19 protein-coding genes, 1 riboswitch and 1 other annotated feature are annotated in these 21,834 nt (G+C 28.1%); of the genes, 16 read left to right on the top strand and 3 right to left on the bottom strand.

Features of this window, described 5'->3' with window-relative positions; all coding sequences use genetic code 11:
• Positions 1–46: 46 nt before the first annotated feature.
• The 13 genes from C1715_RS13745 (at position 47) to C1715_RS13680 (ending at position 16,893) form a co-directional block, all read left to right on the top strand.
• Entirely contained in the window at positions 47–490 is a 444-nt protein-coding gene (locus C1715_RS13745; RefSeq protein ID WP_102401041.1) for an NUDIX domain-containing protein, read from the top strand.
• Positions 491–534: 44 nt separating this feature from the next.
• Complete coding sequence (locus C1715_RS13740) at positions 535–1,227, top strand: response regulator transcription factor (protein WP_102401040.1); 693 nt, start codon at positions 535–537, stop codon at positions 1,225–1,227.
• Entirely contained in the window at positions 1,224–2,477 is a 1,254-nt protein-coding gene (locus tag C1715_RS13735; RefSeq protein ID WP_102401039.1) for a sensor histidine kinase, read from the top strand. Before C1715_RS13740 ends, C1715_RS13735 begins: the two co-directional genes overlap by 4 nt.
• A 117-nt stretch (positions 2,478–2,594) precedes the next feature.
• Positions 2,595–3,278, top strand: coding sequence for an ABC transporter ATP-binding protein (locus C1715_RS13730; protein ID WP_102401038.1), 684 nt, complete (start codon positions 2,595–2,597; stop codon positions 3,276–3,278).
• The gene (locus tag C1715_RS13725) at positions 3,271–5,667 is read left to right on the top strand and encodes an ABC transporter permease (RefSeq protein WP_180964097.1); all 2,397 of its coding nucleotides are present in this window, start codon (positions 3,271–3,273) and stop codon (positions 5,665–5,667) included. The genes C1715_RS13730 and C1715_RS13725 overlap by 8 nt, the downstream gene beginning before the upstream one ends.
• A gap of 147 nt (positions 5,668–5,814) precedes the next feature.
• Positions 5,815–6,501 (top strand): response regulator transcription factor, encoded by a 687-nt coding sequence (locus C1715_RS13720; protein ID WP_102401036.1) that lies wholly within the window; start codon positions 5,815–5,817, stop codon positions 6,499–6,501.
• A gap of 234 nt (positions 6,502–6,735) precedes the next feature.
• Entirely contained in the window at positions 6,736–7,587 is an 852-nt protein-coding gene (locus C1715_RS13715; RefSeq protein ID WP_180964096.1) for a sensor histidine kinase, read from the top strand.
• Positions 7,588–7,777: 190 nt separating this feature from the next.
• Entirely contained in the window at positions 7,778–8,542 is a 765-nt protein-coding gene (locus tag C1715_RS13710; protein ID WP_102401034.1) for an ABC transporter ATP-binding protein, read from the top strand.
• Positions 8,532–10,526, top strand: coding sequence for an ABC transporter permease (locus C1715_RS13705; protein WP_180964095.1), 1,995 nt, complete (start codon positions 8,532–8,534; stop codon positions 10,524–10,526). Before C1715_RS13710 ends, C1715_RS13705 begins: the two co-directional genes overlap by 11 nt.
• Positions 10,527–11,081: 555 nt before the next feature.
• The gene (locus tag C1715_RS13695) at positions 11,082–12,029 is read left to right on the top strand and encodes an L-lactate dehydrogenase (protein WP_102401031.1); all 948 of its coding nucleotides are present in this window, start codon (positions 11,082–11,084) and stop codon (positions 12,027–12,029) included.
• 127 nt (positions 12,030–12,156) lie between these two features.
• On the top strand, positions 12,157–13,590 hold the full coding sequence (locus tag C1715_RS13690) for an ISLre2 family transposase (RefSeq protein WP_102398661.1): 1,434 nt from the start codon (positions 12,157–12,159) through the stop codon (positions 13,588–13,590).
• 216 nt (positions 13,591–13,806) lie between these two features.
• Positions 13,807–14,026: a binding site (T-box leader), on the top strand.
• 232 nt (positions 14,027–14,258) lie between these two features.
• On the top strand, positions 14,259–15,950 hold the full coding sequence (gene argS / locus C1715_RS13685; RefSeq protein WP_102401030.1) for an arginine--tRNA ligase: 1,692 nt from the start codon (positions 14,259–14,261) through the stop codon (positions 15,948–15,950).
• Between the two features lie 145 nt (positions 15,951–16,095).
• Entirely contained in the window at positions 16,096–16,893 is a 798-nt protein-coding gene (locus tag C1715_RS13680) for a ribonuclease H-like domain-containing protein (RefSeq protein WP_102401029.1), read from the top strand.
• A gap of 52 nt (positions 16,894–16,945) precedes the next feature.
• Here C1715_RS13680 and C1715_RS13675 read toward each other — a convergent pair whose 3' ends face one another.
• The 3 genes from C1715_RS13675 to C1715_RS13665 form a co-directional block, all read right to left on the bottom strand.
• Positions 16,946–17,113, bottom strand: a complete 168-nt coding sequence (locus tag C1715_RS13675; RefSeq protein ID WP_102401028.1) for a FeoB-associated Cys-rich membrane protein — start codon at positions 17,111–17,113, stop codon at positions 16,946–16,948.
• 128 nt (positions 17,114–17,241) lie between these two features.
• The gene (feoB, locus tag C1715_RS13670; protein WP_102401027.1) at positions 17,242–19,005 is read right to left on the bottom strand and encodes a ferrous iron transport protein B; all 1,764 of its coding nucleotides are present in this window, start codon (positions 19,003–19,005) and stop codon (positions 17,242–17,244) included.
• Between the two features lie 7 nt (positions 19,006–19,012).
• Positions 19,013–19,237 (bottom strand): FeoA family protein, encoded by a 225-nt coding sequence (locus C1715_RS13665; RefSeq protein ID WP_102401026.1) that lies wholly within the window; start codon positions 19,235–19,237, stop codon positions 19,013–19,015.
• A 242-nt stretch (positions 19,238–19,479) separates the two neighbouring features.
• Between C1715_RS13665 and C1715_RS13660 the strand changes: the two genes are divergently transcribed.
• From C1715_RS13660 to C1715_RS13650, 3 genes are all read left to right on the top strand, one after another.
• The gene (locus tag C1715_RS13660; protein ID WP_102401025.1) at positions 19,480–19,854 is read left to right on the top strand and encodes a PilZ domain-containing protein; all 375 of its coding nucleotides are present in this window, start codon (positions 19,480–19,482) and stop codon (positions 19,852–19,854) included.
• A 78-nt stretch (positions 19,855–19,932) separates the two neighbouring features.
• Positions 19,933–20,676 carry an HAD-IB family hydrolase gene (locus C1715_RS13655; RefSeq protein ID WP_102401024.1) on the top strand — a complete coding sequence of 248 codons (744 nt, stop codon included), beginning with the start codon at positions 19,933–19,935 and terminating at the stop codon, positions 20,674–20,676.
• Positions 20,673–21,320: a ribonuclease H-like domain-containing protein gene (locus tag C1715_RS13650; protein WP_102401023.1), complete on the top strand. Its 648-nt coding sequence runs from the start codon at positions 20,673–20,675 to the stop codon at positions 21,318–21,320. The genes C1715_RS13655 and C1715_RS13650 overlap by 4 nt, the downstream gene beginning before the upstream one ends.
• Positions 21,321–21,689: 369 nt before the next feature.
• Positions 21,690–21,771, top strand: a riboswitch (cyclic di-GMP riboswitch).
• The last annotated feature ends 63 nt before the right edge of the window (positions 21,772–21,834 follow it).

Genomic DNA, 21,834 nt, shown 5'->3' with positions numbered 1-21,834 from the left:
TAATATAGATTTGATTAAAAAATAATATTTGTATAGGAGGAAAATTATGAATAGGTATCCTGAACCAACTGTTGGAGCTATAATTTTTAATCCAGAAGGCAAAATACTTCTTTGTAAATCCCATAAATGGGGAAATAAATATGTAATTCCTGGTGGACATATTGAATTGGGAGAAAGAATGGAAGATGCTTTAAAAAGGGAAATATTAGAGGAGACAGGCTTAGACATATATGATATTAAATTAATTAGTTTAAAGGAAAGTGTATATAGTGATACATTTTATGAGGGAAAGCATTTTATTTTTATAGACTATATGTGTAAGACTGATTCAAGTAATGTTGTTTTAAATGACGAAGCGGAAGAATATATATGGGCAGATTTGAAGAAAATTGAACATTATGATTTGGGTGGCTTTATGAGAGAATTATTACTAGAATTAAAAAATAAAAAAGAATCAAAAAAATGTATAGAAATATTTTATAACTGTTAATACGGTAAGAAATATTTTTAGTTTTTTACAAAAGGGGTGTTGTTATGGGGAATATTTTATTAGTAGAAGATGATGAATCATTAAATAGAGGCATAAGCTTTAAACTTCGAAAAGAAGGATATAGTGTTTTTACATGTAGATGTATAAAAGAGGCAAAGAATATTTTAAAAAAAAATAATATAGATCTTGTTCTGTTAGATGTGAATTTACCTGATGGAAACGGTTTTGAATTTTGCGAGTTTATAAGAGAAAAGGATGATACGTTAGTTATATTTTTAACTGCTTGTGACCAGGAAGTAGATATAGTTAATGGATATGACCTGGGAGCAGATGATTATATTACAAAGCCATTTAGTCTTATGGTACTCATATCAAAAGTTAGGGCGGTATTAAGAAGAAAAAATAATAAAGATGATGAAAAAGCTATATATACAGGTGACATAGCTTTTTATACAGATAAGTTTAAAGTTTTTAAAGATAAGGAAGAATTAATTTTAAGCAAAACTGAATTTAAGCTATTGAAATATTTAATATCTAATTCTGGACAAGTTATAACTAAAGAACAACTTTTAAATGAATTATGGGATTTAGAAGGAAATTTTGTAGATGAAAATACTGTGGCAGTAAATATAAGCAGGCTTAGAAAAAAAATAGAAGAAGATCCGTCTAATCCTAAATATATAAAGAACATAAGGGGAATTGGGTACACTTGGGTAGAAAGGTGTACAATAAAATGACTAGATATATTAAAAGAGAACCTTTACTTAAAAAAGTATTATTTATTGGGATGACCATTTTAATAATTAACAATTTAATTGTTTTTTATGTACATTTTGCAACTTTAAATTTAATTCATAAACAGCATATGGAATTTTCACAAGAGCTAATAGGAAAAATGGTAAATATATCTCCAGAAAAAGAAAATGAAATAGTAAAAACCTTTTTTAATGAGGGAAATAAAAAAGATATAAATGATGGGAAGAAAATATTAGACAAGTATGGTTATGAAACTGAAATAAAAATGTGGGAAGATGTCACTTTTAGAAAATATTTTTGTGAGTTAGCTCGTTATGATTTCATCTCTATGATTTTGCTAACAGTAGTTGTTATTTGTGTATTAACATGTGCAGTTATCTATTTTATAAAGAAAGTAGATAAAATATCTATAGCTGTGGATTCTATAATGGATAATAATTTTAAGTTGAATTTAGAAGACAATGTAGAAGGTGTATTTTCAGAGTTATCTTCTAAAATAAAACAGATGTCAAAGGCCCTGCAATATAATTTTGCAAATTTAAAAAAAGAAAAGGAAAATATAAAATCTTTAGTTACAGATATATCTCATCAGCTTAAAACTCCGTTAGCTTCTATTAAATTATTTAATTCTCTTTTAATAGAGGAGGAGTTAACTAAAGGAGAAATACAGGAATTTTTATTTAGGAGTAAACAGGAAATAAATAAATTGGAATGGCTTTTTAATTCTTTGCTAAAGATATCTAGAATGGAAGCGGGCATGATAGAACTTAAGAAGGAGTTAAAGGATATAAAGTCAACTTTGTTAAGGGCTATTAGTGAAGTTTTTATTAAGGCACAAGAAAAAAATATTGAAATAAATGCAGAAGAAATACATTCTGTGTTAGTTTGTCATGATCCTAAATGGACTAAAGAGGCTATATTTAATATTTTAGAGAACTCAGTAAAGTATACTGAAAACAATGGTCATATTGTGATTACTACTGAATTAATGGAAAGTTATTTAAGGATAGATATTGAAGATAACGGTATAGGGATACCTAAGGAAGAATTTAATGATATATTTAAAAGATTTTACAGAGGAAAATCACAGAGGGTTAAATACTGCGAAGGTTCTGGTGTTGGTCTATATTTAACTAGGAAGATATTTGAGGAGCAGGGAGGAAGTATAATGGTAGATTCAATGGAAGGTAGAGGAACTAAGTTTAGTCTTTACTTACAAAACTGTAAGTAAGTCTGAAAGTCTAATGTAAATATAAGATGCTATCCTATAGTTGTAATTGAAAAGAAGAGTTACAAGTTTTATCTGAAACTAAGTAATGTCAGATTAATAATTATAGGGGGAGTAAATATGAAAATCTTGGAATCAGATTTATTGAAGAAATATTATGGAGCAGGAGATAATCTTGTAAAAGCATTAGATGGCGTTAGTCTCAGTATTGATGAGGGTGAATTTGTTGCAATAGTAGGTGCTTCAGGTTCTGGAAAGAGTACCCTACTTCATATATTAGGAGGTTTAGACAGACCCACTAGTGGAAAGGTGGTTATAGATGGAAAAAATATATTTTCTATGAATGACAACAAACTGGCTGTATTTAGAAGAAGAAAAATAGGATTTATTTTTCAGTCATACAATCTTGTGCCAGTTTTAAATGTTTGGGAGAATATAACACTTCCTATAGGATTAGATGGTAAAAAGGTAGATAAGATGTATATTGATGATTTGATGAATACTTTAGGAATATATGAAAAAAAGAAGTTTCTTACAAATGCGCTTTCAGGAGGACAACAACAGAGAACTGCTATAGCTAGAGCTTTAGCAACTAAGCCGGCTATAATATTAGCAGATGAGCCTACAGGAAATTTAGATTCTAAAAATAGTGCAGAAGTAATTAATTTGCTGAAAATGTCTATAAAGAAGTATCATCAAACTTTAATTATGATTACACATGATGACAGAATAGCTCAAATGGCTGATAGGGTAATTAGGATTACTGATGGAAAAGTAGTTAATGGGGGGAATAAAAATGAGTAGCATATTAAATTTTTCGTGGAAAAATTTTAAATGCAATAAGCGAAAAAATATTCTCACCATTATTACAATAGTGCTAACAACATGCTTGTTGACATCTATAGGCATATTGTCTAATAGTGTTAGAGTTATGAATATAAGAGGAATGGAAGAAAGAGTAGGAAAATGCCATGGTAAATATTCGAATTTGAATAAAAAACAAATGGATACATTAAAAAATAATATAAAGGTAAAAGAAATTGGACAATATATTTTTGCAGCAGATGTAAAAAATAAGGATTTAGGTTCCTGCATAATGAATTTTTTATATATGGATAAAACATATATGGAAATGCAAAATGTAAAATTGGAAAAGGGGCGTATGCCTGAGAAAAGTAATGAAATAGCTGTAGAGAGATGGATACTAGAAAGGCTACGTGTAAAACCAGAGGTTGGTGAAAAAGTACATTTTAAGTATTTACTTCGTCTAAAAGATGATAAAAAAGAGCCTATTATAGATGAAAAGGAATTTGTTATAAGTGGAATTTTAAAAGAGAATGAGTATGCAAGAATGCAGTATGTTTCAAATGCAGTGGTATCTAGAAATTTTGTTGAGAATAAATTTAATTCAGATGATTTTAAAACGTCTTATTACGTAAGACTCAAAGATAATAAGAATATAGAAGAGAACATACTTCATATAGGTAAAAATTTAGGATTATCATCTGATGACATGAGTATAAATAAAGATTATATAAAATCTTTTGAAATAGATTTTGAAACTATAATGCCTTACATTGTTATTGGGCTAGTGGTAATTTTGTCTGCAATTATAGTAATCCATAATATTTTTCATATTTCTATAATTGATAAAATAAGGCAATTTGGTCTTTTAGGTGCATTAGGAGCCACAAAAAAACAGATAAGAAAAAGTATTATGTTAGATGGAATTTTTATGTCAAGTATAGGGATACCCTTAGGTATTTTGATGGGTTATATTTTAAGCTATTTTGTAATACCTATGGTTTACGTTGAAAATTTAACTATAGAATCCTCTCCATATATAATTTTAGTAACAATTATAGTAAGTCTTCTTACAGTAATAATTTCATTAATAAAACCTGCAAGAATGGCGGCAAAGGTATCTCCTATAGAGGCTATAAGGTTTAGTGGAGCCAAGATGAAAGAGAAAAATGTAATAAAAGATGGTGAAAAAGAAATAAGTGAGAAAAAACTTTCATATCTAAATTTATGGAGAAACAAAAAAAGAACTATTATGACATTATTATCCTTAACCATAAGTGGAGTTTTATTTATGATATTTTCAACAATTATTCCAAGTATGGATATAAATCAGCGTGTAAAGGAGGAGATTAGAAGTGATTTTCAAATGACTTCAATGCATGCACAGACTGATGATGGGGTATCTAATCCATTCAAAAGCGGTTTAATTAAAAGTATAAAAGATATAAATGGTGTTGAAAATGTAAGTTTATTAAGGTACACTTCACTTAAATTACAAGATAAAACTATCCTCAATGAAAAAAATATATCATGTGATTTTTATGGATTTGATGACAAAATGTTAAGAGATTCTAAAAAATATTTATCTGATGGAAAATTATGTTTAGATGATTTAAAGAATAAAAACAGAGTGTTGGTAGTAGTGGCAGAAAATAGGCCTTGTCATTTTAAAGTTGGAGAGAAAGTACGTTTAAAGAAAATTAGTGGCAATAGTAAAGGAAAAATTTTAGAGTTTATGGTAGATGGGATAGTAACAAAGAATGTAGAAGATTTAGGCTGGTCCCATTGGGGAGGTGCACAGTTTATAACTCACAAAGATACTTTTGTAAGGACTCTTAAGGATGATAGGCCTGTAAGATTAAATATAGATATAAAGGAGGATAAATATGATTATGTAAAAAAATCTTTAAAGAGCTTTGGAAATAGCAATGTAACCATCATGGATTATAGAGAAGTTAAAGAGAAACTTGAAAATCAATTCAGAGGAATTAAAGTGGTTTCTGGTAGTATAATTTTTGTAATAGCGATTATTGGTATTCTTAATTTAATAAATACAATAATTACTAGTATACTTGCAAGAAAAAAGGAAATAGGTATGCTTCAAGCTGTAGGACTTTCAGATAGGCAGCTTATAAAAACTCTTCAAATAGAGGGGATGTACTATGCCTTAATAAGTGGAGTAGTATCAGTAACTTTAGGAACTGCAATAGGATATATATGCTATAGGTTATTTAGAAAAAAAGCTACCTATGCAGTGTATAAGTTTCCGTTAATTTCGCTTATATCCCTTATAGTTATACTAATAGCTGTAGAAATTTTAATTACTTACTTAGCTCAAAGAAGTCTTAAAAAAGATTCTATAGTAGATAAAATAAGATATAATGAATAGTGGTTTATAAAAATATATTATGATATGCCATAATGGTGAGGTTTCACCTATATAAATATGTACTAAAATATATCATGTGTAAGAGATTTTGTATTTATAAACGAAATCTCTTATTTTTATGATGATTATTAGAGAAAAGGTGATAAAATGTATAAAATTTTTCTTATAGAGGACGATGGGAAATTGCAGGAACACATAAAAGAATATCTTGAAAGATATGATTATCAAGTGGAAACTGTAGAAGATTATAAAAAAGTAGAGGAACAATTTTACAGTATAAATCCAGATTTGGTTTTATTAGATATAAACCTACCTTATTATGATGGATTTTATTTCTGTCGCATATTTAGAAGAAAAAATACAACTCCAATTATTATTATATCTGCAAGGACAGCAGAAGCCGAACAGGTTATGGGAATTGAATTGGGAGCAGATGATTATATTACAAAGCCCCTTAGTCTTCAAATACTTTTAGCAAAGATAAAAGCATGTTTTAGAAGAAGTTGTGGAGAGTATGTAAAAAACAATAATATCAGTATAAATGGCTTAACGTTGGATGAAAGCAATTATAAGATAATTTATGAAAATAAAGAGCTAGAGTTTAGTAAAAATGAATGTAAATTAATAAAAAAGTTAATTGAGGATAAGGATAAGGTGGTTACAAGGGAGGAATTATTAGAAATCCTATGGGATGATACTGTGTTTGTGGATGATAACACATTAACTGTAAATGTAACAAGGGTAAAAAATAAGTTAAGGGACGTTGGTATAGAAAATGCTATTAAAACTAAGAGGGGTGTAGGCTATTTCATTGATTCTAAATCAATAAAGTAGTTTAAAATATTGGGTGATGAAATGAAAAGAATAATTTTAAATTTTATAAAGGATAAGATTAGTACAACCTTCATTTATTTTATTAATACGTTTGTTATTATTTTATTTTTTTATCTTTATGTAGATAAAAGAATCCCCTTACTTTATCCTATATTGATTTCAATTTTTTTATATGTAATGTTTTTAGTGTTTCAGTTCTATATCTATTATAAGTTTAATATCAGCATTAAACGGATGATAAAAAATTTAAATATAGATGATATATATGCAATAACCTATGAGCAAAAAGGAGTAAAAAAGTTATTATATGAAATGAATAAAATATATATATGCAATGTAAATTCTATGGAAGAGGATAACAGAATAAACAACAAATTTTTTTCACAATGGGTTCATAATATGAAAACTCCTGTATCCATAATTGAAATTATAATTCAAAAGATTATAGAAAACTTAGATTATCATTGCTTTACTGAAAAGTTAGATGATTCAATGTTAATATACAAATATATTGAAGAAATAAGGGAAGAAAATACAAAGCTTTTAGATGGTTTAGACCAGATATTAAATATGATACGTATAGAGGACTTCTCAAAGGATTATATTCCAGAAGCTGTGGACTTATGTGATTCATTGAAGAAGGTTATTAACCAGCAAAAAAATAAATTCATATATAACAAGGTTTTTCCAAAGGTGTTGTGTGAATGTAAAAATACGAAAATTCTAACGGATAGAAAATGGAATGAATTTATGATCGGTCAAATTATTTCCAATGCTATTAAGTATAGTAGAGCGGGTGAAGTAGAGAAAGATGTAAGTAAATTTGTGATTTGTAGAATTGAGAGGGAGGAAAATCATATAGTTCTTAATATAAAGGATGAAGGTATAGGTATACCAAGTTATGATATTAATAGGGTTTTTGAGGCATTTTTTACAGGAACTAATGGTAGAAGACATAAACAAAGTACGGGAATAGGATTATACATATGTAAAATAATATGTGGGAAATTGGGACATGAAATATCTGTAAGAAGTGAAGTGAAGAAAGAAACAGAAATAAAAATAAAGTACCTTTCAAAATCGTAAGGTTAGGGTAAGGTAAATGCATTACTCCTTTAAGTTGTAAGATATATAATTTAGCTATAAGGAATGAATTGAATAATTAAAATAATATATTGATTATGGCACAAAAAGTATTACATTACTTGAATTATGAAATTTCACTACATTGTATCTTTTTGTGGTTTAATTATATATTACATTTGGAGGGGAAAACATGATAGTAGTGGATACAAAACAACTAACTAAGATTTATGGAGGAAAAAATGATAGCAATTCTACTCATGCCTTAAATGGAGTAGATGTGAAAATTGAAGAGGGAGAGTTCGTAGGAGTTATGGGGCCTTCTGGAAGTGGAAAGAGTACACTTTTAAATATTTTAGGAGGCATAGACAAGCCTACATCCGGTAATGTAAAAATTATGGGTAAAAATATTGAAACTTTAGGTAAAGATGAGTTAGCCATATTTAGAAGAAAGAGCCTAGGATTTGTGTTTCAAGATTTTAATCTCATGGATAGTTTAACTTTAAAAGAAAATGTAATGTTGCCAATGATACTGGACAAAATCAAACCCGATGTTATGGAAAAAAAGACAAAAGAAATTATGAAATTTTTTGAAATACAGGATATTGCAAATAAATACCCTTATAATGTGTCTGGTGGTCAGCAGCAAAGGGTAGCAGCAAGTAGAGCACTTGTAAATGATCCTGCTATTGTACTTGCAGATGAGCCTACAGGAAATTTAGATTCAAAGTCCTCAAATAACGTAATGAAATGCCTTAGTAAAATGAATGAATGTATGAATAGCACTATTTTAATGGTAACTCATGATCCATTTGCTGCTAGCTTTTGTAAGAGAATTATATTTATAAAAGATGGGAACATTCATATGGAAATTGTAAAAAAAGGTGATAGAAAACAGTTTTTTGATGAAATACTTGATTGTCAAGTTATTATGGGTGGTGAGAGAAGTGACATTTAAAGATATTGCAATTAAAAATTTTAGATTTAATATTAAAAAATATTTTGCGTATTTTTTATGTAGTAGTTTTTGTATAACAGTTTTATTTATGTATAGCACGCTATTATTTAATGACAGCATAATAAAGGGTGTTAGCCCTAATCTATACAATACTATAAAAAGTTGTCTTATAATTATTGGTGCATTTTGCTTTTTCTTTATAAGCTATGCTCATTCTTCATTTATAAAATCTAGGAGTAAAGAATTTGGATTATTTTTAACTTTAGGTATGACAGAGAAAGATATAAATAGAATAGTAAATATTGAAAACAGCATTATTATTTTGGGAGCTTTAACTTTGGGTTTGTTAGTAGCTTCAGTTTTTTCTAGATTATTTTTTATGATAGTAACTAGAATATTGGAACTTAAGAATATAAATTATACTTTAAGTTATAAGAGCTACATTTTAAGTATAGGATTATTTTTTCTAATATATGTAGCTGTAATGTTTATAATAAAAATGTATATAAGAAAATTGGAAGTAACAGAGCTTTTAAAAAATAGTAGAAAGTGTGTAAATAAAAAAGTTACTCACCCTATGTTGGGAATTTTAGGTGTGATTTTAATAGGGGCTTCATTTATACTAACCTATTATACAATTTTAGGAGATATTTTTAAACATCAACCTTTTATGGTAGTAGTTTTTATGTGTATATTGGGAATAGGATTATATTTTATAATTTCAGAGTTTGGTTCTTTAGGTATAAAATTGTATAAAAAAAATATTACAATATATTTTAAACGAATTATAAGTTTAAATGAGATAAATTATAAATTTAATGAGTATAAGAAAATATTATATACTTTATCCATTTTAAGTAGTGCAGCTATATTTTTTATAGGGTTAACCTTTGGATTTTATATGACAGTAAGGGATAACATAATGAAGGAATATCCTTATGATATTATGTATGTAGAGACTTTAAGTATGAATAAGTTATATCAGAATAAATTAAAAGAAGTGGTGAATACAAAAGAAAATCCACTTAATGAGCAAAAGAAAGTAAATTTTACTACAATGGAACTTCATAAATATTATGTTGGTAAATATGAGCTTTGGGATAGAAATAGCATAATTTTTTCTGAAAGTGAGATTAATAAAATATCAAGAAAAAAAGTTCATGTTAAAAAAGATAATGCTGTAAGTTGTTGTTATAGAAAAGAGAAAAAAGCATGGTGTAAAGAAGGCGAAATTCTAAAGATAAAGGGAGAAGATAAAGGAAAGTTTCATGAATTTAAAGTACAAGAAGAAATATATGAAAATACATTAAATTATATGGCTACGGGTAAATATGATACTTTACAGTTAATTATTTTAAATGATGAAGATTATAATATGATGACTGAAAAGAGTAGTAAAAATGTTGGGTCATTCAATTTATTGAAATTTGAAAATTGGAATAATACTGAAGCTAATTTAGAAAATTTAATTACAGCTTTAAAAAAGAGTAATGGAATTTCTGATAATAATATATGGAATAATATTGAGAAGCGTGAGCGATGGGATGCAGAAGGCATAGAAGTATATAGACCTGTGTCTAAATTAGAGAGCTACAAAATTGATATAAGTAAATATGGTTTTTTATTCTTTGTAATAAGTTTTATGGGGTTACTGTTTTTAATATCTAGTGGAGTTGTATTATATTTTAAGGTATATACAGATATAGAAAATGAAAAAGAAAAATATAAAAAACTATTTAAAATAGGTATTACAGATTGCGAGATGAAGAGGATTATTTCGAAGGAACTAAGACCTACTTTCTTTATTCCTATTATTTTAGGAAGCATTGTAGGAATAGGATATATTGCTATTATGGCTTCTAATTATTCAATGTACAAAAAGTTGCTATTAGTTTCAATTATAGTATCTTTAATATATCTTATGCTACAAACTTCGTTTTATTTTATTACAAAAAGAAAGTATTTAAATGAAATATTAGAGTAAAATAGAATTAATGAAAAGAAATGAAATTGTAATTAAGTTTATCAATTATAATAATATTGATAATTATTATTGAATAAAATACAATAGTAATATCTAAAATACNATGTTAAAACCACAAAGTTGGGCTATAATTAAATTATTTTCTAAAAAATCTTTAAGATCAGTAATTTGGGCAAACTTCTCACATTTCATGACGATGAAAGCTCTAAAAAGAGCATGGCGTGAAAATCCAGTAGGGCCATATTTAGAAGGAACCCTATCGGGTAATGGAGATAAATCAAGATTATCAAAGATTTTTGTATAAAAATTGATAAGCTTTTGAGAAGTAAAAAGTTCAATTATGTTAAAGATTTCTTGACGTTGGTACATAGAGGTTTCCTCCTTATTGTTTTTATATTATGTGTGGTAATATAGTATAATTCGACAAAAATGTGAGGAAATCCTATGATATATATTTGAGTGATTAAAAAAAAATAGCCCTACGGGGCTAGTGATATCAAGGCCTTAGAGTTATGCTCAAGGCTAAAAATACTTAATTATGGAGGTGACAATTTTATGAAGCAAAAAGGTGTTAAGATATCTATAATAGGAGCTGGTTTTGTAGGGGCAACTACCGCTTATGCTTTAATGATAGGCGGGGTAGCTTCTGAAATCGTATTGGTAGATATAAATAAGCAGAAGGCTCATGGAGAAGCTATGGACTTAGCTCATGGGGCCTCCTTTGTTCAACCAGTGGAAATAAAATCTGGAAGTTATAAGGATACTAAAAATTCAGATATAGTTATAATTACAGCAGGAGCAGCACAAAAGGAAGGAGAAACTAGGCTTGATTTAGTTAATAAAAATATAAAGATATTTAAAACCATAATTCCAGAAGTGGTTGAATATAGCCCTGACTCTATACTTTTAGTGGTTTCAAATCCAGTGGATATTTTATCATATATAACTTACAAGTTATCAGGGTTTCCAAAGGAAAGGGTTATAGGTTCAGGAACAGTTCTAGATACTTCAAGATTTAGATATCTATTGGGAGAACACTTTAAAATAGATGTGAGAAATATACATACTTACATAATGGGCGAACATGGTGATTCTGAAATAGCCACATGGAGCTTGACTAACATAGCAGGTGTTAATATAGAAGACTATTGTAGTGCTTCCTGTGGAAAATGTAATGGGAATTTTAAATATAGATTTGCAGAGGATGTTAAAAACGCGGCTTATGAGATAATAGAGAAAAAAGGTGCAACTTATTATGCGGTTGCTTTAGCTATAAAGAGAATAGTTGAGGCTATAATAAGAGATGAAAATTCTATACTTACAGTGTCCACTTTGCTTCAGGGTGAATACGGCATGAATGATGTATATTTAGGTGTACCATCTATAGTTGGAATAGGTGGTGTGAAGGAAATAATACAAGTGCCTTTAAACAAAGAAGAAAAGGAAAAGTTAATAGATTCTGGAGAAAAATTAAAACAGGTACTAAAAGATGGAGAATTCTAGTTAGCGTAAAGTTATTGTAGGGAATTAGAAATAGAATATATTTCCATATAGAGTTGAAAAGAAGATATCATCCTACTAAAATATAAGTTGAGAAACAAATAAAAATTAGAAAGGATTGATATCTTCTATGTATAATAGTATACAACATTTTAATGAATTTGGGGTAAAAGAAATTAAAAAAGAGATAAAAAGTTTTGTTTGTGAAAGAAAGGATATTGCTGATTTGATTATAGATTTAAAAGAAAATCTATTTGAACTAGGTAGAAATATACTGATAGAGGTTTTGAAGGATATGGATGATTATCTGCGTAGCAGCGGGATAAGGAAACAATATTATGAGATAATCAGAAAAGACAAAACAAGTTTATTGACTAGTTTTGGAATGATAAATTATAAGAGAACGTATTTTAAATCTAAACAAGATGGAAAAAGACAGTATCTTGTTGATAGCGTTAGTGGAATAGAACCTCACGATAGAGTGAGTTCAGATGTTGTTATTAATGCAATTGAAGAAGCGTTAGAAAGTAGTTATAGAAAAGCAGGTGAGAAGGCATCTTACACTGATAAAATAAGCAAACAAGCTGTTATGGATAAAATACATAATGTTGATGTAGTTCAACCTAAAATTAAGGAATCTAAAAAAAGAAATATTAGAATATTGTATGTAGAAGCGGATGAAGATCATGTACATCTTCAAAGTAAAAATAATAACAATAATAAGCAAAATATGCGAAATATAGCTATGCCTAAATTAGTATATGTACATGAAGGCATTGATCAAGATAAAAGCAGCAAAGCAAGAAAAGTATTGAAAAATTTACGTTATTTTGGTGGCATGTATAAAAAATCGGAAGATTTATGGCTTGAAGTAGCAAATTATATTTATGATCAATATAATACTGATTTTATCGAAACAATATATTTATCTGGTGATGGTGCTTCATGGATACGTGAAGGAGTAAATTGGATTCCAAAGAGTAAATTTGTACTGGATTCTTATCATTTAAGTAAATACTTAAGAACTGCAACAGCACACTTAAATAATGAATTAATTGCACAAGAATTAAAGGATGCTATAGATTGGCCCGATAGAGAAGAAACACGAAAAGTGTTCAAAAAAATAATAAGTTTAACTGAAAATGAAACAAAAATACAAGCAGTAAAAGAAGCTCAACGTTACATCCTAAATAACTGGGATGGTATAGAAATAAAAGCTGATAAAGGTTATGAAATAATAGGATGCAGTGCCGAAGGCCATATTAGCCATATATTTTCTGAACGATTAAGTAGTAGACCAAGAGGCTGGAGTAAAATAGGAGTATCTCAGATGTCTAAATTATTAATATATAAGAAAAATGGCGGCAAAATATATGATCTTGTGATGGCTCAAAAAATTAAGAAAAAGAGAGAAAACAAAGAGCATATACAGGATAAATTAATCAGCGAATTAAGATGTTCAGCAAATAAATCTAAGAGTCCGTATGATATCAGCCTGACGGCTATTGACAGAGGTCAAAAGACTGGATTATACAATGCATTAAGGTCAATAATAGGCATGTGAAACTAAATAATATGGTCATTATTTGATACATAAATATGAAATCATGGTATAATATGAGATAGAATAGTTATATATTTTTATTAATTCAAATCTTTATTTTATTCAGGGTGATTTCTATCGTTCATTTTCCTACAGTAAATTAACTCCATCAGAATTCTAAATAACCCTTGACAAAAGCTTATATATGGTAATATAATGTAGTGTAAATTCGAATATATAAATTCTATGAAGAGAAGAGTACTTTTTTAATCTAACTTCAAGCGAGCAGGAGATGGTGTGAGACCTGTAGAAGATAAAAAAGGAAGAGAGTCTTGGAGAAACTACCCAAAAGGAAAAATATATTTCAAGTAAGGTAAGTCGCATTAAGCGTTAAATTTTTAAGTGGACTAATTATAGTAGTCAACTAGAGTGGTACCGCGGATATTCCGTCTCTACAGTAATGTAGAGGCGGATTTTTATATTTGAGTAAGGCACATTCAAATAAATAGTAAGTCAGTATGTTAGTCTATTTTGCGTCATACTGCGTCAGCAGAACCCGCCAATAGTCCTACTAAAGGCGGAACCTGCTTCCTTGTCTGACACAAAATATACTAGCATCTTTGACTTGTTATTTCTTTTCATGTACCTAAGTTTTAGTTTATATAAATTTTAAAATGGAGGTATAATATATGGATTATAAAAATTATGTTGCAGAAAAAATCAAAGCTCATGTAGATATGGAAATAGAAGATATAATGGCTTTAATTGAAATACCACCAAAGTCAGATATGGGTGATTATGCATTTCCATGTTTTAAATTGGCAAAAACCTTTAGAAAAGCTCCAAATTTAATATCAGAAGAGCTTAAGGATAAAATAGATAAGACTGCATTTGAAAAGGTAGAAAATTTAGGACCTTATTTAAATTTCTTTTTAGAAAAGAGTAATGTTGCTAAAGATATTATAGAAAAAGTATTAAATGATGGAAAAAACTATGGAGTTTCAAATGAAGGAGAAGGGAAAAGAGTAGTGGTAGAGTATTCTTCTCCTAATATAGCAAAACCTTTCCATGTAGGACATTTATTTACTACAGTTATAGGAAATTCACTTTATAAAATACTCTCTTCACAAGGCTATGATGTAGTTAGAATAAATCATCTAGGTGATTGGGGAACTCAGTTTGGAAAATTAATTTCTGCATATAAAAGGTGGGGAAATGAAGAAGCTTTAGAAAAAGAACCAATAAAAGAACTTTTAAGAATTTATGTTAAGTTTCACGAAGAAGCAGAAAAGGATCCTTCACTAGATGATGAAGGAAGAGCATATTTCAAAAAGCTTGAAGATGGAGCAGAAGAGGAAACAGCTCTTTGGAAGAGATTCAGAGATTTAAGTTTAAAAGAATTTAAAAATGTTTATGATATATTAGGAGTAGAATTCGACTCTTATGCAGGAGAAAGTTTCTACAATGATAAAATGGACGCAGTGGTAGAGGAAATAGATAATAAGGGAATTCTTACAGAAAGTAATGGAGCTAAAGTTGTAATGCTTGATGAATATAACATGCCTCCATGTATTGTTAAAAAATCTGATGGTGCTACTATATATGCTACAAGGGATTTGGCAGCGGCTATTTATAGAAAGAAAACTTATGATTTTTACAAAAATATATATGTAGTTGGAACACCGCAGGCTCTTCACTTTAAGCAAATATTTACTACTTTAAAGCTTATGGGAAATGAATGGGCTAAAGACTGTGTTCACGTAGGTTTTGGTCTTGTAAAATTTGCTGACAGAAAACTTTCTACACGAAAAGGAGAGGTTATTTTTCTTGAAGATTTACTAAATGAAGCAGTTACAAAGACTCTCGAAGTAATAGATGCTAAGAATCCTCAACTAGAAAATAAAGAAGAAGTTGCTAGGAACATAGGAATAGGTGCAGTTATATTCACTTATTTAAAGAACAACAGAGAAAGAGATATAGTATTTGATTGGAAAGAAATGCTTAACTTCGATGGAGAAACTGGTCCTTATGTTCAATATACTTATGCAAGAGGTAAGAGTATATTAAGAAAGTTAGGAAATGCTTCTTCAGAGGTAGATTATTCTAAATTGAATTCTAAAGAAGAATTTGAGTTAATTAAGCTTTTAGGTGGATTCAAAGATGCTATAGATAACTCTATAGAAAAGTTAGAGCCTTCTATAGTTACGAGATATGTGGTGGATGTAGCTAAAGCTTTCAATAAATTCTACAATTCTCATAGCATTGCTAATGCAGAAGATGAAGAAACTAAGAATGCTAGATTGAAAATGGTTGAAGCTACTTGTACAGTTATAGTAAATGCTCTAAATTTACTAGGAATTTCAACAGTAGAAAAAATGTAGTTAAATTGCAATTGAGATTTATAAATTAATATCTAGTGGATTAAATACCTTTATATACTGCTTTAATAGGTAGGATATAAAGGTAAATAACCACGGTACAAATAGATTTTTAAATTATTTTACAGAAATTTTTAAGGAGCCACTTATGATTATTAAGGAATATGAAAATGAGATTCATATAAATGAGAATATATTAAAAAAGTATAATATGCTAAGCATGTGTTATTATGATATAGAAACCACTGGTTTTGATAAGGATAGGGATTATATAATGTTGATATCCATAGGTTATTTTACAGGGAACGATAGTTTTAAAATAAAGCAATTTTTTGCAGAAAAATTAAATGAAGAAAATAGCATACTATTAAAGTTTAAAGAGGAAGTAGAAAGATTTACTAGATGGTGTTCATATAATGGCATCGCATTTGATGAGCCCTTTATTACAAATAGAATGGACAAGTATTTTATAAATTTTAGAGTTCCTGTTTATCATATGGATTTATACAGAATAATAAGACCATATTATGAACAATTAGGTATAAATAGATGCAATCTTAAAACTGTAGAAAAATTTGTGGGTATACAGCGTCAAGATACCATTACAGGGGAAGAAAGTGTTCAACTGTATAATAAATTTTTGAATACGGGAGATGGAAAAATAAGGAATGTAATGTTACTCCATAATTATGAAGATGTTTTAGATTTACCATATTTGTTTAATTTAGTATATAGAATAGATAAAGATACTAGTTTAATAAGAAATAATTTAGCAAATAAAAGGCAGATAGATTATTTAAAGTTCCTTTTAAATAAAAATGAGATATCAGTAGAGTGTAATTTTCACAGAATGAAAAAGAAGCAGGCATATAAAATAATAAATATGTTAAACAAAGGTAAAGGAGATAAAAAATATATATTTAATATATTAAATAATATATATTAAAGGCCAGAGCGGGTTATTAAAATTAATTTAGAGACCAACTCTGGCTTTATGATTATTCTTTATGTTTTTCATCCGGCCTAATTATATGTTTATTTTCATAATAAGGACAGTGAGAAGAGCAGGAACTGCAGTCACATTTTCCTTTTGCCTTATTTCTTATGGTTTTATATAAGAAATAGAAAGCTATAGAAACTAGTAGTAATGTTATTAATATTTCCATAAAAACACCTCATTTATAGGTTACAATTTTAGTATAAACCAAATTAATAGTTTTAATAACAACCATTAATATTATATGGATAAATACTTATTAGAAAACTACATTTTAGATAATAGAAAGTTTTAAAATTAAAACAATAGTTTACCTACGTTAAATACTAAAAATGAAATAATCCATGCTAGTGAAATTTGGTATACCACTGAAAATATAGCCATTTTTCTTCCGTATTCTTTTCTCATTATAGCCACAGTTGAAATACAAGGTGTATATAAAAGTACAAATACTAGAAAACTGAAGGCAGATACTGGAGTAAAATACGAAGGCAATATAGTAGCTAAATCTCCGCCGTATATTACACCCATGCTACCTACAATTACTTCTTTAGCCATAAGTCCAGTAAGTAAGGAAACTGAGGTTTCCCAAGTTCCAAAGCCAAGAGGTTTAAATAAAGGTGATAAAAACCTACCAATGGAAGCTAAAAAACTGCTATTAATATCTGTCATTCCATTAAAATTAAAGTTAGACAAAAGCCAAACTACAATTGAAATAGAGAAAATTATGGTACCAGCTTTTTTTAGAAAACCCTTACCCTTGTCCCAAGTATGATTAAAAAGATTTTTAAGCTCAGGCATTTTATATTCAGGTAATTCTATTAAAAAAGGTTCTTCATCTTTTTTAAACAAAGTATTTTTAAATAGAAGTCCAATTATAAAGGATAGGAAGATTCCTATGAGATATAATGTGAATATAACTGTGGTTTGCTTACCTGGGAAAAATATTGAGGACATAAGAGCATATACTGGTAATCTAGCGTTGCAGGACATTAAAGGTACTAAAAGAGCTGTTAATTTTCTGTCCTTTTCACTTTCAAGGGTCCTAGCAGACATAATACCAGGAACAGAGCAACCAAAACCTACTACAAGAGGTATAAAGGCCTTTCCGGAAAGGCCCATGGCTCTCATGAATTTATCCATTATAAAAGCAGCTCTTGCCATATAGCCACTATCTTCTAAGAAGGATATGCCTATGAATAAGGCCAATATAATTGGTAAAAATACTACCACAGAACCTACACCAGATACAATACCATCTAACAATAATGATTTAAACCATGGACTTGAATTAGATAATAAAGAACCTAGTTTTGGAATTAAAATTTTGTTTAAGCCATCATCTAGTAAATCAGATAAAGGTTGTCCAACCCAACTAAATGTAAATTTAAATATAAGGAAAAATATAATCAGAAAAATTGGATAGGACAAGAACTTATGTAATAGGACCTTGTCAATTTTTTCTGATATAGTTTCAGTATTATTAAATTTATTTTTTAGACATTTATCCAAAATGGTACCTATATAATCATAGGCTTTTTTTTCACTACTAAAATTAAAGTTTGAATTTGAAATATAATTTTTAAAACTTGATTTTAAAAGAGCATTTTTCACCTCAGCTAGGCCCTTGTTTTTAGAGGCGGATATAGGTATTACCATAACTCCTAATTCTTTAGAAAGTATAGAGTAATTTATTTCTATTCCCTTAGACTCAGCCACGTCAATCATATTTAAAACTAATATAATAGGTATATTAAATTCTTTTAACTGAGTAGTTAGATATAAGTTCCTATTTAAATTTGATGCATCTACTATATTTATAATAACGTCAACATTTCCATTTAATAAAAAATCTTTTGATACCTTTTCTTCATTAGAAAAAGTATCCATAGCATATATTCCAGGCAAATCTACAATTTTAAAATTAGAGTCTAAAAAACCCTCCTTTTTTTCTACGGTAACTCCAGCCCAATTTCCTACATATTGATTGGAACCAGTTAATGAGTTAAAAAGAGTAGTTTTACCTACATTTGGGTTGCCTACTAAAGCTGCAGTAAACATCAGGTGTTTAGTCCTCCTTAATTATTATATTTTTAGCATCCTTTTTTCTTATAGCTAAGTCAAAGCCTCTAAAATTAATTACTAGAGGATCACCTAAAGGAGCGGTTCTTTTTAACAATACCTCAGTTCCTTCTATACAACCTAAAGCTAAAAGTCTCTTTGTAAGTTTTTCATTTCCACTAATATTATTAATATAAGCTGTTTTACCAGGCTTTAAATCACATAAACACATACTGTGACCTCCTTATCAAGTGATTTTAATACTTAGATAATCTTTTACCTAAACATTAAAAGTATTTATCTTGGTATAACTACAGTTACTTCAGTTTGCATAATATGGAAGCAACATAGAATATAATTGTCGGGTAAATGCGAATGAAAATAGTTCTCAATAAAATATTATCATTAACTTCATTTTTTGTCAATACCATATTATAATGATAAGTATGGCAATAAATTATTGGGAGGGGAAACATGAAAGGTAATTTTATTAATAAAAATTCTTATGAAAAGAGAAAATATATAAGAGTAGATTTTAAACAAGAACTATATTATCCGTTAGTGAACAATGAAAGTATATATAAAAACTTTGATGGAAGGAGACCTATTTTAAGTGCTATAAATATATCTGAAACTGGCATATGTTTTAAAAGTATCGTTAAGCTTAATGAGGGGGATTTCATATCATTTTTAATGAAGGTTGGAAATAAACCATCATTCTGGTGCTTATGTCAAGTTAAGTGGGTTAGAAATCATCAAGATAATATTTTTTTATTAGGTTGTGAATTTTATTTGCTTTCTTTAAATCAATTAAGTAATATAAGAGAATATATAATAGATAATTTGTAAGTTATCTATTATATATTAAGAATCAATTAATAATTTTTTTAAATCTATGGTAAAAATAATTTATAAGAGGTGGTAGGCATGGAAAAAAATATAGCAGCTTTTTTTGACATAGACGGAACTTTATATAGAGAGGGTTTAATATCAGAAGTTTTTAAAAAGCTTGTAAAATATGAAATAATAAAGCCTGAAAAATGGTATAATGAGGTGAGACCAGAATATCTAAAATGGGATAATAGAAGGGGAAACTATGATAATTATTTATTAAAAGTAGCAAATATATATATAGAGGCTATAAAAGGAATGCATAAATCCCAAATTGAATTTATAGCAAAAAAGGTAGTAGAACAAAAGGGAGATAGAGTGTATACTTACACTAGAGATAGAATAAAGTGGCACAAAGAAAAAGGTCATAAAATTATAACTATATCAGGAAGTCCTGTGGAATTAGTAAGGGAAATGGCTTCAAAACATGGATTTCACGATTACCGAGGTGCAGTATATACTATAAAAAATGACATATATACTGGGGAAGTTACACCTATGTGGGATAGTATTAGTAAGAAAGAAGCAATAATGGACTTTGTAGAAAAATACAATATAGATTTAAATGAAAGTTATGCTTATGGTGATACTTCAGGGGATTTTTCCATGTTTCAGCTAGTAGGATATCCTGTATGTATAAATCCAACAAGGGAATTAATTATGAAGGTATTAAATAGCAGTGAAATAAAGAAAAGAGCAAATATAATCGTAGAAAGAAAAGATGTAGTTTATAATATGACAGGAGAAAATATAGCATTAGTAGAAAGAGTGGTAGAATGATTGTAAGAGAAAAGCGAGAAAAAATATTTGTAAAGGACACAGCATTTCTTTTGCCCATAGAATATGATAAGGAGTTCTATAAGAAGTCATTATTTTTCGATTTGGAGCATTGTGTGAATAAAAAGCCTATATGTGTAGGGGTATTCGGATGCAGCTATTATGATGATGAAAGAGAAGAACTTGTAGTAAATCAGTATATGATAGAAAACAAGAGGGATGCAGAAGAGGTGCTTTTTATTGCAGAAAAATATTTTATTAAAATGAAAAGTTCTTTAAATAAGAAACATATAGTTACTTTTGCAGGAAATAATGATTTTACTGTAATAGATTATTTGTTTAAAAAAAATAATATAAAATTTAATATTAGGGAAAATTTTAAAGAAATAGATTTACAAAAGGAATATGAAAAGAAAAAAGGTTCTGGCATAGGACTTAAAAATTTAGAAAAGGAATTTAATATAAATAGAGAAACAGAAGTTATAGGTGGACAAAATCTAGCTAAAACTTTTAATAAAATAGTTAGGGACAGTGATTATATCCATAGAATGCCTCAGGAAAAAAAGGAAAAAATACTTCTTTACAATGAACAGGATGTAGTTAGCTTATTTCAGATATGTTTAAATTGGAAAAAATATGTTAGATAGCAATTACTTAAGAAAAATACTAGATAGCTGTTACTCAGAAAAGATAAATTTAGGACCTTATTTGTTGTTAATTACTACTTGAAAAAATACTAAATATTAGAATTTAAATATAATTATAATTTGAATTTATAGTTGTATTTAAATTCTTTTATTTTATGGAGAATGTTCAAAAAAGATATACAGAAAATGTCGAAAACATCAGAGATTTTTTTAATATGACTAAAATTCATATTACTATTGAAAAGTATAATATAGTTTAATATAATAGAATAAATATGGAAATTAAAGAAAAGTTACGTTTAAAATGGCAGATATAAGAAAAATTAAAAACATACAATTAGTAAAAGTTAATATAAATATGCTTAAGCATATTTAAAAGGAAACTAGGAAGCATGTACTTATGTGGGCACTTTGTATATGTGGAGTTTATAGTGCAACCGGCCTTTGATTACAAAGGCCTTTTTTTGTTGAAAATAATTAATTGATTTTTATTGAAAAGTATTATAGAGTCTAA

The organism is Haloimpatiens massiliensis (assembly GCF_900184255.1).
Lineage (GTDB): Bacteria > Bacillota > Clostridia > Clostridiales > Clostridiaceae > Haloimpatiens > Haloimpatiens massiliensis.
The sequence above is the reverse complement of the archived record's forward strand: the minus strand, read 5'-3'. Positions and strand labels throughout refer to the sequence as shown.